Origin of the sequence: Pseudomonas fluorescens, from assembly GCF_001623525.1 — a bacterium.
Lineage (GTDB): Bacteria > Pseudomonadota > Gammaproteobacteria > Pseudomonadales > Pseudomonadaceae > Aquipseudomonas > Aquipseudomonas fluorescens_Q.
On record NZ_CP015225.1, the window covers coordinates 6,165,272 to 6,177,842 of the forward strand.

The 12,571-nt window shown below is 63.9% G+C and carries 10 protein-coding genes; 5 read left to right on the top strand and 5 right to left on the bottom strand.

Annotated features, from left to right (window positions below; translation table 11 throughout):
- Position 1: 1 nt before the first annotated feature.
- Both TK06_RS26790 and TK06_RS26795 read right to left on the bottom strand, forming a co-directional pair.
- A complete protein-coding gene (locus TK06_RS26790; protein ID WP_063324494.1) occupies positions 2–3,118 on the bottom strand; it encodes a multidrug efflux RND transporter permease subunit in 3,117 nt (1,038 codons plus the stop codon).
- Positions 3,115–4,272, bottom strand: coding sequence for an efflux RND transporter periplasmic adaptor subunit (locus tag TK06_RS26795; protein WP_063324495.1), 1,158 nt, complete (start codon positions 4,270–4,272; stop codon positions 3,115–3,117). The genes TK06_RS26790 and TK06_RS26795 overlap by 4 nt, the downstream gene beginning before the upstream one ends.
- A 236-nt stretch (positions 4,273–4,508) precedes the next feature.
- Between TK06_RS26795 and TK06_RS26800 the strand changes: the two genes are divergently transcribed.
- A complete protein-coding gene (locus TK06_RS26800) occupies positions 4,509–4,766 on the top strand; it encodes a hypothetical protein (RefSeq protein WP_063324496.1) in 258 nt (85 codons plus the stop codon).
- Positions 4,767–4,793: 27 nt separating this feature from the next.
- Here the strand turns inward: TK06_RS26800 and TK06_RS26805 are convergent, their stop codons facing one another.
- On the bottom strand, positions 4,794–5,762 hold the full coding sequence (locus TK06_RS26805) for a LysR family transcriptional regulator (RefSeq protein WP_003205334.1): 969 nt from the start codon (positions 5,760–5,762) through the stop codon (positions 4,794–4,796).
- 316 nt (positions 5,763–6,078) lie between these two features.
- Here TK06_RS26805 and TK06_RS26810 point away from each other — a divergent pair, with 316 nt between their 5' ends.
- From TK06_RS26810 to TK06_RS26825, 4 genes are read left to right on the top strand one after another with little or no spacing between them, the layout of a single operon-like run.
- Positions 6,079–7,644, top strand: a complete 1,566-nt coding sequence (locus TK06_RS26810; RefSeq protein ID WP_238992569.1) for an efflux transporter outer membrane subunit — start codon at positions 6,079–6,081, stop codon at positions 7,642–7,644.
- An 11-nt stretch (positions 7,645–7,655) separates the two neighbouring features.
- Entirely contained in the window at positions 7,656–9,872 is a 2,217-nt protein-coding gene (locus TK06_RS26815) for an FUSC family protein (RefSeq protein ID WP_063325225.1), read from the top strand.
- Positions 9,862–10,062 (top strand): DUF1656 domain-containing protein, encoded by a 201-nt coding sequence (locus TK06_RS26820; RefSeq protein ID WP_003205331.1) that lies wholly within the window; start codon positions 9,862–9,864, stop codon positions 10,060–10,062. Before TK06_RS26815 ends, TK06_RS26820 begins: the two co-directional genes overlap by 11 nt.
- Positions 10,063–10,072: 10 nt before the next feature.
- Complete coding sequence (locus TK06_RS26825) at positions 10,073–10,936, top strand: efflux RND transporter periplasmic adaptor subunit (protein ID WP_063324497.1); 864 nt, start codon at positions 10,073–10,075, stop codon at positions 10,934–10,936.
- A 272-nt stretch (positions 10,937–11,208) separates the two neighbouring features.
- Here TK06_RS26825 and TK06_RS26830 read toward each other — a convergent pair whose 3' ends face one another.
- On the bottom strand, positions 11,209–12,033 hold the full coding sequence (locus TK06_RS26830) for an SDR family oxidoreductase (RefSeq protein ID WP_063324498.1): 825 nt from the start codon (positions 12,031–12,033) through the stop codon (positions 11,209–11,211).
- A gap of 37 nt (positions 12,034–12,070) precedes the next feature.
- Entirely contained in the window at positions 12,071–12,535 is a 465-nt protein-coding gene (locus TK06_RS26835) for a hypothetical protein (RefSeq protein ID WP_063324499.1), read from the bottom strand.
- Positions 12,536–12,571 lie beyond the last annotated feature (36 nt).

Sequence of the window (12,571 nt, forward strand, 5' to 3'; positions counted from 1 at the left end):
CTCAGTGGTCTGTGCTCGCCAGCGCCGCCGTCGGCGCCGACCCTGGCTGATGGGCGGGCCGATGGAACAGTCGCTCCAGCCACAAGTATATGACCGGTGTGGTGAACAGCGTCAGCGCCTGACTCACCAGCAGGCCGCCCACCACCGCGATGCCCAGGGGCTGGCGCAGCTCCGCGCCGGGGCCATAGCCGAGCATCAGCGGCAAGGCGCCGAGCAGGGCGGCCAGGGTGGTCATCATGATCGGTCGGAAGCGTGTCAGGCACGCCTGGAAAATCGCCTCCTGGGGCGCCAACCCTTTGTTGCGCTGGGCGTCGAGGGCGAAGTCGATCATCAGGATGCCGTTCTTCTTGACGATCCCGATCAGCAGCACCAGCCCGATCAGCGCCATGATCGAAAAATCCTGGCCCAGCAGCCAGAGCATGATCAGCGCGCCGAGGCCGGCCGAGGGCAGGGTGGAGATGATCGTCAACGGGTGCACGAAGCTCTCGTAGAGCACGCCGAGGATGATGTACACGGCCACCAGCGCGGCGAGGATCAGCCATGGCTGGCTCGCCAGCGAGCTCTGGAAGGCCTGGGCCGCGCCCTGGAAATTACCGGTGATGGCGGCGGGCATGCCGATTTCGTTCTTCGCCTGGTCGAGCAGGCGCACCGCGTCTCCCAGGGCGACGCCGGGCGCCAGGTTGAACGACAGGTTGGCGGCCGGGAACATGCCGTCGTGGGCAATCGACAGCGGGCCGTTGCTCGGCGCATCGAAGCGGGCCAGGGCCGAGAGCGGCACCATTTCTCCACTCAGGGGGGAACGCAGGTAGAAATACGCCAGGCTTTCGGCCTTGCCGCGTTGCTGGGTGTCGAGCTCCAGGATCACGTTGTACTGGTTGGTCTCGGTCTGGAATTCATTGATCTGACGTTGGCCGAAGGCGTCGTACAGGGCCTGGTCGACATCGGTGGCGGTGAGGCCGAAGCGCGCTGCCGCGCTGCGGTCGATGTTGATGTGGGTGATGCTGCCGCCCAGTTGCAGGTCGTTGGAGATGTCACGGAACGCCGGGTTGCCGCGCAGCCTGTCGGTGAGTTTTTGCGTCCAGGCGTTGAGGCTCGGCCCGTCGTTGCTCTTGAGCACGTATTGATATTGGGCGCGACTGGGGCCGGAGCTGAGGTTGATGTCCTGCCCGGCCCTGAGGTACAGCACTACACCGGGGATTTTCAGCAATTGCGGGCGGATTCGGTCGATGAAGCCGCTGGCCGACACGTCACGCTCGCTCCGGGGCTTGAGGGCGATCCAGAAACGGCCGTTGGCGATGGTCTGGTTATTGCCCGAAACACCGACGGAATGGGAGAAGGTCTGCACCGCCGGGTCGGCGGCGACGATGTCGGCCAGGGCCTTGTGTTTGGCGACCATGTCCGGGAACGACACATCGGCGGCGGCTTCGCTGGTGCCCAGTACCAGGCCGGTGTCCTGTACCGGAAAGAACCCCTTGGGGATGAACACGTAGCCCACCACCGCCAGTGCCAGGGTCAGGCCGAACACGCCTATCATCAGTTTTTGATGGGCCAGGGCCCGACGCAGGCCGCGCTCGTACCAGCCCAGCAGACGCTCGCCGAATCCCATCTTGCTGTGGGCATGATGTACCGGGGCACGCATGAACAGCGCGGCCAGGGTCGGTGCCAGGGTGAGCGACACCACCACCGAAATCAGAATGGTCGAGGTGGCGGTCAGGGCAAATTCCTTGAACAGGCGCCCGACCACACCGCCCATGAACAGCAGCGGGATGAATGCCGCTACCAGCGAGAAGCTGATGGAGACCACGGTGAAGCCGATCTCACCCGCTCCCTTGATCGCCGCTTCGCGCATGCCGTCGCCGGCCTCCAGATGCCGGTGGATGTTCTCCACCACCACAATCGCATCGTCCACCACGAACCCGACCGAGATGACGATTGCCACCAGGGTCAGGTTGTTCAGGCTGAAGCCCATCACGTACATCAGGGCGAAACTGGCGGTCAGCGACACCCCCAGCACCGCCGAGACAATCAGGGTTGCCGAGAGCTGGCGCAGGAACAGCGCCATCACCGCGACAACCAGCAGCACCGCGATCAGCAAGGTGATCTCCACTTCGTGCAACGAGGCGCGGATAGTCTGGGTGCGGTCGATCAGTACCTTGACCTGTATGGCAGCGGGCAGCATGGCTTGCAGGGTGGGCAGGGCCGCCTGGATGCGGTCGACGGTCTCGACGATGTTCGCCCCCGGTTGCCGGAAGATCACCAGGTTGACCCCTGGTTCGCTGTCGGACCAGGCCTGGACGTAAGCGTTTTCCGAGCCGTTGACGACCTTGGCGATGTCCTTGAGGTGAACCGGTGCGCCGTCCTTGTAGGACACGATCAGCTCACCGTACTCCTCAGGCTGGAACAGCTGGTCGTTGGTGGACAGGGTGGAAATGCTCGAATCGCCGTACAGGGCGCCCTTGGCCAGGTTGAGGCTGGCCTGCTGGAGCGCCAGGCGGATGTCCGCCAGGGTCAGGCCGATGGCGGCGAGCCGGTCGGCCGAGGCCTGGACCCGGATCGCCGGACGCTGCTGGCCGGTGATGTAGATTTGTCCTACGCCGTCGATCTGGCTGATCTGGCGCGAGAGCAGGGTTTCGACGTAGTCGCTCAGCTCGGTGCCGGGCATCAGGGAGGAGCTGATGCTGAGGATCAACACCGGGCTGTCGGCGGGGTTGACCTTGCGCCAGGTCGGCAGGTTCGGCATGTCGTTGGGCAGTTTGCCGGCGGCGGTGTTGATCGCCGCCTGCACTTCCTGGGCGGCGGTGTCGATGCTTTTATCGAGGCTGAATTGCAGGATCAGGTTGGTCGAGCCCAGGGCGCTGCTGGAGGTCATCTGGGTGATGCCGGGGATGGCACTGAATTGCACTTCCAGCGGCGTCGCCACTGACGAGGCCATGGTTTCGGGGCTGGCCCCGGGCAACTGGGCGTTGACCTGGATGGTCGGGAATTCGGCTTCCGGCAACGGCGCGACGGGCAGGCGAGGAAACGCGATCATCCCCAGCAGCACCAGGGCGAACGTCAGCAACACCGTGGCGATGGGGTGGTCGATGCACCACGCTGAAACCGAGCCGCGGCCCTTCACGGTTGCGGCTCCGCGGTCTTGGCCAGGGCGGGCGGGGCACTGAGCACCTGGATGTGGCTGCCCGGCTTGAGCCGTGACTGACCATCGCTCACCAGTTGATCGCCAGCGTTCACCCCTTTGATGATGTGTATGTCGCTGTCCTGGTAAACCATGACCACCGGCACGCTCTCGACCTTGTCGCCCTTGATCCGGTACACGAAGTGTTGCTCCAGCCCGCGCTGGACCACGGAGGGAGGCACCACCAGGGCGTCCTTGTCGAGGGCGGTCTGGATCTTCAGCGTCACCAGTTGCCCGGGCCACAGCCGTTGCGCGGCGTTGTCGAATTCAGCCTTGGCCCGCAGGGTTCCGGTGTTGGCGTTGATCTGGTTGTCGATGAGGCTCAGGCGCCCCTCGCCGAGCAGTTCCCCGCTAGCGCCATCGGCACCGAGATAGGCCTTGACCAAGGCTTGCTCGGGTGCCGCGATCAAGCGTTGCAAGGTGGGCAGCATTTGCTGGGGCAGGGAGAACTCCACGGCGATCGGGTCGATCTGGGTCACCGTGAACAGGCCTTCGGCGTCGCTGGTGCGCAGGAAGTTGCCTTCATCCACATTGCGAATGCCGACGCGACCGCTCACCGGGGAGCGGATCTGGGTGTAGGACAGTTGCACCTGCGCCGAGTCGATGGCCGCCTGGTTACCCTGGGCGGTGGCCTTGAGCTGCTTGACCAGCGCCTGCTGCTGGTCGTAGGTCTGCTTCGAGACGCCGTCATCGACGCTCAGCAATTTGTAGCGCTTGAGATTGACCTGGGCCACCGCCAGCTGCGCCTGGCTCTCGCCGAGCTGGGCCCGGGCCTGGTCGAGGCTGGCGCGGATCGAACGATCGTCGATGGTCGCCAGCAGGTCACCTTTCTTGACCAGTTGCCCTTCCTTGACCAGCAGCCGGGTGAGGATGCCGTCGATCTGCGGCCGGATGACCACGCTGTGCAGCGACAGGACCGTACCGATGCCGCTGGCAAAGCGCGGCACATCCTTTTGCACCACGCTGACGACCCGCACCGGAACGGCGGCGGGAGCGCTGGGCTTGGCGGTCACGGGCCTGAGCACAAACCAGAGGACAAGGGCCGCCAGGGCGACCAAAAGCACGACGAGCAGGACGGTTTTCTTCTGGGTGTGCATGGATATGAAGGGCCGGTTCGGGACACAGGAGTTTGAGCTTTCTTATATAGCGTTACGAGCCGGTCAGGAAGGTGACGGCTAACTGACAGGCTTGTCAGTTTTGTCCTGGCTTGCCGTCAGATGAATGGTCGTGCCAGATGAAACTGCCCTGCGCGCGGTGATATCGGGCAGGTATACTGCCGCCTTTCGCGGCTCGCCCTTCGGGCCCGACTTGCATGCATGACCCGGAGCCTCACATGACTTCCCCCACACCTTCGCCTGCGGATGAACTCCCCGGCGGCGAACAGGCCGATTTGTCCGACAGCGATGTTTCCTGCACCGAGGACGCCAAAGCGGCGATCCCTGCCTTCAAATTCCCGTTCAAACCCGGTGAACTGGCTGCGGCCAAGGGCGCCGGCCAACAGCCGTGGTACAAGAACGGCGCGAAGAATGGCCATACCAAGACCCCGGGCGCCGCGCCTCCCGGCACGCGTCGTTCGATGGGCAAGCGCTGACATCATCCTTCACGCACGGGGGCGACTTCAGTTCGCGACCCGTGCGCCTGCCAGGCTTCCACTCAATTCGTAAGCCGCCAGCTCAGACTGGTGCGCCGCGAGGATTTCAGGCAACGAGCCTCGCAGGTACTCGACCCAGGTCTTGATCTTCGCATCCAGGTATTGGCGCGACGGGTAGATGGCATAGAGGTTCAGTTCCTGGGAGCGGTAGTTGGGCATGACCCGCACCAGCGTGCCGTTGCGCAGGCCTTCGATGGCGGCGTACACCGGCAACACCCCCACGCCCATGCCGCTGGTGATCGCGGTTTTCATCGCATCGGCGGAATTCACCAGGAACGGTGAGCTATTGATGGTGACCATCTCCTGGCCTTCCGGGCCGTCGAACACCCATTTTTCCAGCGGAATGACCGGGCTGACCAGGCGCAGGCAGGCGTGGTTGAGCAGGTCGCCGGGTTTTTGCGGGCAGCCGCTGGCTTTCACATAGGCGGGCGATGCGCAGACGATGCTGTAGGTGATCCCCAGGCGCTGGGAGACGAAGCCCGAATCCGGCAACTCGCTGGCGAGCACGATGGAGACGTCGTAGCCCTCGTCGAGGATGTCCGGCACGCGGTTGGCCAGGGTCAGGTCGAAGGTCACATCCGGATGGGTCTTGCGATAACGGGCGATGGCGTCGATCACGAAATGCTGGCCGATGCCGGTCATCGTGTGGACCTTCAACTGCCCGGCCGGTCGGGCATGGGCGTCGCTGGCCTCGGCTTCCGCTTCTTCGACATAAGCCAGGATCTGCTCGCAACGCAACAAGTAGCGTTTACCTGCCTCGGTCAGGGCAATGCGGCGAGTGGTGCGGTTGAGCAGGCGGGTTTGCAGATGGGCTTCCAGGTTGGAAACCGCGCGCGAGATGTTGGCCGTCGTGGTGTCCAGTTGCGCGGCGGCAGCGGTGAAACTGCCAGCTTCGGCAACACAACTGAACGCGCGCATGTTTTGCAAGGTGTCCATGGAGGGCTCTCTTGGGAGGTGGCAAATTGTGACACGAAGTTACAGAGCAGCGGGACCCGACTAATGGATTATCGCGTTAACGGTAACAAAGATTCACAGAAAGGTCGGCTTATCGGCGGGGAGGGCGATGCCTAGAATTGCCACCAATCCTGGGTCACTGATTCCTGTGGGAGCGAGCTTGCTCGCGATGAGACCATCACATTCAACACCTGAAGTGAATGTTCGGACGCCATCGCGAGCAAGCTCGCTCCCACAAGTTTTGCGTTAACAGGCCGCCATCCTCGTCGTCATGCTCCATCTCAGGAATTTTGCGCAAGTGCCGCGTTGCATCAGCAGAGAGCTGAAGACTCTCAGTGTTTGGGTTCTGACATTAACCATCAGCGGGTGCATCGGGACAGGCGGGATTGGGCCGCAAAGCCAGGTACTGCCGGCCAATCAACTGGCGACCGATGCCGCCATCCGCGAGGCGGCTCGCGATGCCCGCTGGCCCACCCGCCAGTGGTGGCAAGCCTATGGTGATCGGCAGTTGGATCGCTGGGTGGACCTGGCCATGCAGGACAGCCCGAGCCTGGCCATGGCCGCCGCGCGGGTGCGCCAGGCCAAGGCCATGGCCGGTGTTGCCGAGGCTGCCGAGTCGCTGCAGATCAATGGCGAGGCGACCCTCAAGCGCCATAACTGGCCCACCGATCAGTTCTATGGCCCGGGCGAGCTGGCCGACACCACGACCTGGGACAACAATGCCGCCCTGGGCTTGAGCTACGCCCTGGACCTGTGGGGCCGCGAGCGCAATGCCAGCGAACGGGCGGTTGACCTGGCCCATGTCAGTGTCGCAGAGGCGCGCCAGGCGCAACTGGAACTGCAAAGCAACATCGTGCGCGCCTACATCCAGTTTTCGCTGTACTACGCCCAGCGCGATATCGTCGCCGCGACTCTCCACCAACAAGAGCAGATTCTCGACCTTGCGCAGAAACGCCTGGACGGCGGCATCGGCACCCATTTCGAAGTCAGCCAGGCCCAGGCACCGGTGCCCGAGAGCCATCGCCAACTCGACGCGCTGGACGAAGCCATCGCCTTGAGCCGTAATCAGTTGGCGGCCCTGGCCGGCAAGGGGCCGGGAGAGGGCGCGCAATTGCACCGTCCGACCCTGGCCCTCGGCGCGCCCTTGAAGCTGCCGTCGGCCTTGCCCGCCGAACTGCTCGGCCAGCGTCCGGATGTGGTCGCCGGGCGTTGGCAAGTAGCGGCCCAGGCCCGGGGTATCGATGTGGCCCGGGCCGGCTTCTATCCCAATGTCGACCTGGTGGGTAGCCTCGGCTACATGGCCACTGGCGGTGGGGCGCTGGAGTTTTTGACGGGCAAGAAGCTCACCTACAACGTCGGGCCGGCGATCACGTTGCCGATCTTCGACGGCGGCCGCTTGCGTTCACAGCTGGGTGAGGCGGCGGCCGGTTATGACATCGCCGTGGCGCACTACAACCAGACACTGGTGAACGCCCTCAAGGGCATTTCCGACCAACTGATCCGCCGCCAATCCATGGACAAGCAGCAGGCTTTCGCTGCCGAATCGGTGGCCGCAGCCCAGCGCACCTACGACATCGCAATGGTGGCGTTCCAGCGCGGGCTCACCGACTACCTCAACGTGCTCAACGCCCAAAGCCTGTTGTTCAAGCAGCAACAGGTGCAACAGCAAGTGCAGGCGGCGCGCTTGAGCGCCCATGCCGACCTGGTGACGGCGCTGGGTGGCGGGCTTGAGGCCGGCAACGACAGCCCTGACTTGAGCCATGCCCTGTGGCAAGGGAGCTTGCTCCCGCTGGACTGCGCGGCAGTCCCCTCAAGTGGATGCTGCGCGCCCAAGCGGGAGCAAGCTCCCTCGCCACGATGCTGAGTCTTTTTCCTGTGACGTCTTTACTTGCCCCCGCACGCTGGCTGTACCGTCTTGAATGGCGCCGGGGTTTCTTCGACTGGGCCCGCAGCGACGGGGTGACCTGGGTCTATATCTTCAAGGTCCTGTTTGCCGCGTTCCTGACCTTGTGGTTGGCGATGCGCCTGGAGTTGCCGCAACCGCGCACGGCCATGATCACCGTGTTCATTGTCATGCAGCCCCAGAGCGGGCAGGTGTTCGCCAAGAGTTTCTACCGCTTCCTTGGCACCCTGGCCGGCTCGGCGGTGATGGTGGCGCTGATCGCCTTGTTTGCCCAGAACACCGAGCCGTTCCTCGCTTGCCTGGCGGTCTGGGTTGGCCTCTGTTCGGCAGGGGCGGCGCGATATCGCAACTTCCGGGCCTATGGTTTTGTGCTGGCCGGCTACACCGCGGCGATGATCGGCCTGCCGGCCCTGGCCCATCCGGAAGGTGCGTTCATGGCGGCGGTCTGGCGGGTGCTGGAGATTTCCCTGGGCATTCTCTGCTCCACCCTGGTCAGCGCCGCGATCCTGCCGCAAACCGCCAGTGCCGCCATGCGCAATGCCTTGTACCAGCGCTTTGGGGTATTTGCCCTGTTTGTCACCGATGGCCTGCGTGGGCGCAGCAAGCGCGAGACCTTCGAAGCGCGCAACGTGGGCTTCATTGCCGAGGCGGTGGGCCTGGAAAGCCTGCGCAGCGTGACCGTGTTCGAAGACCCGCACATGCGTCGGCGCAACGGCCGGCTCAGTCGCTTGAACAGCGAATTCATGGGCATCACCACCCGCTTCAACGCCTTGCACCAATTGCTGGAGCGCTTGCGCGGCAGCGCCGCGGATCATGTGGTAGACGCCATCAAGCCGGGCTTGCAAACGTTGGCCGAACTGCTCGACGGTTTCAGTGGCCGCGCCCTGACCGATGCCGATGCGGCCCGTCTGGCGGCGGCGCTGGCCGAGTACAAGGCCGAGCTGCCGGCCCAGGTGCGAAGGCTGCGGGCGCTGTTCCAGGAAACGGCGCCCAGTGATGGGCAGCAACTGGATTTCCATACCGCCTACGAGCTGCTTTATCGCTTCGTCGACGACTTGCACGGCTATGCCCTGACCCACGCCTCGCTGGCCGATCATCGCCACGAACGTGAACGCTGGGACGAACCGTTCGTGCCGCAGACCAACTGGCTGGCCGCCACGGCATCGGGTGTTCGCGCCGCCTTCATCCTGTTGGTGCTGGGCAGTTACTGGGTCGCCACGGCCTGGCCGAGCGGCGCGACCATGACGATGATCGCCGCCGCCACCGTGGGCTTGTCGGCCGCGACGCCGAACCCCAAGCGCATGGCTTTCCAGATGGCCTGCGGCACGTTGTTCGGGGCGTTGATCGGCTTTGTCGAGATGTTCTTCATCTTCCCGCTGATCGACGGCTTCCCTTTGCTCTGCGTGATGCTGGCGCCGGTGATCATGCTCGGTTCGTTCCTCAGCTCGCGGCCGAAATACGCCGGGGTCGGGCTGGGGCTGCTGATCTTTTTCAGCACCGGTTCGGTGCCGGACAACCTGACGGTCTACAACCCCTACGCCTTTATCAACGATTACATCGCGATGATCCTCGGCATGCTGGTGTGTGCCGCGGCCGGGGCAATCATCCTGCCGCCCAACAGTCGCTGGTTGTGGCGCCGGCTCGAACAGGATTTGCGCGAGCAAGTGGTGTTTGCCATCAGTGGCAAGCTCAAGGGCCTGGCATCGAGCTTCGAAAGTGGTACCCGCGACTTGCTGCATCAGGCCTACGGGCTGGCGGCGGGGCAGCCGCGGGTGCAACGGGACTTGCTGCGCTGGATGTTTGTGGTGCTGGAGGTCGGCCACGCGATTATCGAGTTGCGCAAGGAACAGGCGATTTTACCGGTGCATCCGGCGTATGCCGAACGCCAACCGTGGCGCCAGGCGATTCGTGTGATGGGGCGGGCGCTGGTGCGGTTGTTCCGCCAACCGAGCCAGAGCAATCTGGAACGTGCCCTGGTGGCGGTGGACCATGCCATCGGCCGCGTGCAGGCCACCGACGAACCCTTCGCCCCGCATTTCGACACCTCGGCCCTGCGCCGCGTGAAAAGCTACCTGCATTTCATCCGCACCTCGTTGCTGGACCCGCAATCGCCATTGGCCGGCTATGTCATACCGCATGCCATGCCGCCTGCCACACCGCTTCCCCAGGAACCTGAACATGCCCCGTGAGATCGCCTTCCATGGTGTGTACATGCCCACCATGACCTTGATGTTTTTCATCGCCGCCGGCCTGGCCTGGGCCTTGGACCGCTTCCTGTCGGGGCTGGACCTGTACCGCTTCTTCTGGCACCCGGCGTTGCTGCGCCTGAGTCTGTTTACCTGTCTGTTCGGCGCGCTGGCGCTGACGGTCTACCGTTGAGATCGATGCGATGAGAAAGTTTTTCAGCCTGCTGGCGACGCTGTTGGTTCTGGCCCTGGCGCTGTGGATCGGCCGCACGTTATGGGTCCATTACATGAACGAACCCTGGACCCGCGATGGGCGGATTCGGGCCGACATCATCAATGTGGCCGCCGATGTCAGTGGCGAGGTGGTCGAAGTGCCGGTGCGCGACAACCAATCGGTAAAAAAGGGCGACCTGTTGATGCGCATCGATCCTGAGCATTACCGCATCGCCGTGAAGCAGGCGCGCTCCCTGGTGGCGTCGCGCAAAGCCACTTGGGAGATGCGCAAGGTCAACGCCCATCGGCGTGCCGACCTGGACAGCCTGGTGATCTCCCGGGAAAACCGCGACGACGCCAGCAATATCGCCGACTCGGCCCTGGCCGATTACCAGCAGGCCCAGGCGCAATTGGAAGCCGCCGAGCTGAACCTGTCGCGCACCGAAGTCCGCGCGGCGGTGGACGGCTACGTCACCAACCTCAATGTGCACCGTGGCGACTACGCCCGCATTGGCGAGGCGAAGATGGCCGTGGTGGACATGAATTCGTTCTGGGTCTATGGCTTCTTCGAAGAGACCAAGTTGCCCAAGGTGCGGGTCGGCGATTCAGCGCAGTTGCAGTTGATGAGCGGTGAGATGCTCAAGGGGCATGTGGAAAGCATCTCCCGCGGCATCTACGATCGGGACAACCCCGAAAGCCGCGAACTGATCGCCGACGTGAACCCGACCTTCAACTGGGTTCGCCTGGCCCAGCGGGTGCCGGTGCGCATTCATCTCGATGAAGTACCCGACGGGGTGTTGCTGGCGGCGGGGATGACTTGCACGGTGGTGGTCGAGCCACAAACCGAGCGCTGAGGCGACGCTGGCAGGGGGACAAAAAGGCTTGTCGTCACCCATTCCTGTGGAAGCTGTGGGCATGAGTTCCATGTGCACCCAAATCCCTGTGGCGAGGGGATTTATCCCCGTTCGGCTGCGCAGCAGTCGTCATCTGACTGATGCGGTTTCGACTCGTACACCGTGTTGCCTGGTTTGGGGCTGCTTCGCAGCCCAGCGGGGATAAATCCCCTCGCCACAGGTGTTAACCATGTCCTCGGGACAAAGGTTTAAGCCTGTTATCCCTCCATCCCTTACAACGATCCACCCAACCCAAACCGCCTCATCAACCCCTTCTCCAGCAACCCCTTGGGCAGCCAGGTCGCCATCAACGGCAATGCCCGGCTGCCATTGCCCAGGCGCAGCAAGCGGGGTGGCTTGGGTTGTTGCACGGCCTTGAGCAGCCCGGCGGCGAACTCGCTGGCCGGGGTTGGGTTGTCCTGGGACGCCTTGGCCCGGGCGCGGATGCTGTCGCGCAGGGGCCACCAGGGCGATTGTTCGCTGATCAGCTGTTCGGCTTCGTGGCCGGCATTCTTGGCGAAGCTGGAGGCGATGGCGCCGGGTTGGACCTCCATCACGCGGATGCCGAACGGCGCCAGTTCCATGCGCAAGGCATCGCTCAAGGCATGCACCGCGGCCTTCGAGGCGCAGTAGGCCCCGGCAAACGGCGTGACCAGCACCCCGGAAACGCTGCCGATGTTCACCACCAGCCCCTTGGCCCGACGCAACACCGGGAACAGCGCGCGGGTGACCCCGACGATGGCGAACACGTTGGTTTCGAACTGACGCTGCATGGCCGGCACGCCACCGTCCAGGAGAGGGCCCATGGCGCCGTAGCCGGCATTGTTGACCAGCACATCCAGGCCTCCATGCTGCTGGTTGATCCGTTCGTTGAGTTGTTCCAGGGCCTGGCCGTCGTTGACGTCCAGTTGCACCGCGGTGAACCCGGCAGCGCTGAGCGTCGCTACGTCTTCAACCTTGCGCGCCGTGGCCCAGACTTGATAACCCGCAGTCTTGAAGGCGTCGGCGAGGGCGCGGCCAATGCCGCTGGAACATCCGGTAATCAGCGCAACAGGCATGGCGCATTCCTTGTGCAAAAAGTGGAGGGGAGAGCAATCAGTTGGAAAAGCTGCCGTGCAATCGCTCGGCGCGAAACTCCAGGGTCTGCGGGCGATAACCCGGACGCAGGGGGGGCAGGGGCAGGCAGTCTTGCCAGTCAGCGCCGGCCTGCAATTGGCCGGGGCCCCGGTAGCGCGGTGCGTCGTAGGGGGTGTCGGCCAGGTTGATGGTGTCGCCAGGCGCATAGGCCGCGACCTGCCAGCGCAGTTCGATCAGCGGCACGTCATTGGTGTTCTTCAAGTTCAGCGACAGCGGACGGTCGGCGGGGCATTGTCCGGGGGTATAGGTTATGCGCATTTCCAGGCGCTCCAATTGCCGGGTCTCGCGGTTTTCCTGCCAGAGCACCCACGCAGCGACCAGCCCGAGACCGATGAACGCCGCCAGGGAGACCGGCAAGGCCTTGGCCGGGTAGCGCAACAGCAGGATGAGCCAGGTGATGACCAGCAAGACGCCGATAAGCATGGTGGAAGCCTCCGTTACCGTAGGCACATCCTACCG

What these genes read in the sequence shown, in the direction of transcription:
- TK06_RS26795 (WP_063324495.1), bottom strand. Translation starts at nt 4,272, where the DNA reads ATGCACACCCAGAAGAAAACCGTCCTGCTCGTCGTGCTTTTGGTCGCC.
- TK06_RS26800 (WP_063324496.1), top strand. Translation starts at nt 4,509, where the DNA reads ATGACTTCCCCCACACCTTCGCCTGCGGATGAACTCCCCGGCGGCGAA.
- TK06_RS26805 (WP_003205334.1), bottom strand. Translation starts at nt 5,762, where the DNA reads ATGGACACCTTGCAAAACATGCGCGCGTTCAGTTGTGTTGCCGAAGCT.
- TK06_RS26820 (WP_003205331.1), top strand. Translation starts at nt 9,862, where the DNA reads ATGCCCCGTGAGATCGCCTTCCATGGTGTGTACATGCCCACCATGACC.
- TK06_RS26825 (WP_063324497.1), top strand. Translation starts at nt 10,073, where the DNA reads ATGAGAAAGTTTTTCAGCCTGCTGGCGACGCTGTTGGTTCTGGCCCTG.
- TK06_RS26830 (WP_063324498.1), bottom strand. Translation starts at nt 12,033, where the DNA reads ATGCCTGTTGCGCTGATTACCGGATGTTCCAGCGGCATTGGCCGCGCC.
- TK06_RS26835 (WP_063324499.1), bottom strand. Translation starts at nt 12,535, where the DNA reads ATGCTTATCGGCGTCTTGCTGGTCATCACCTGGCTCATCCTGCTGTTG.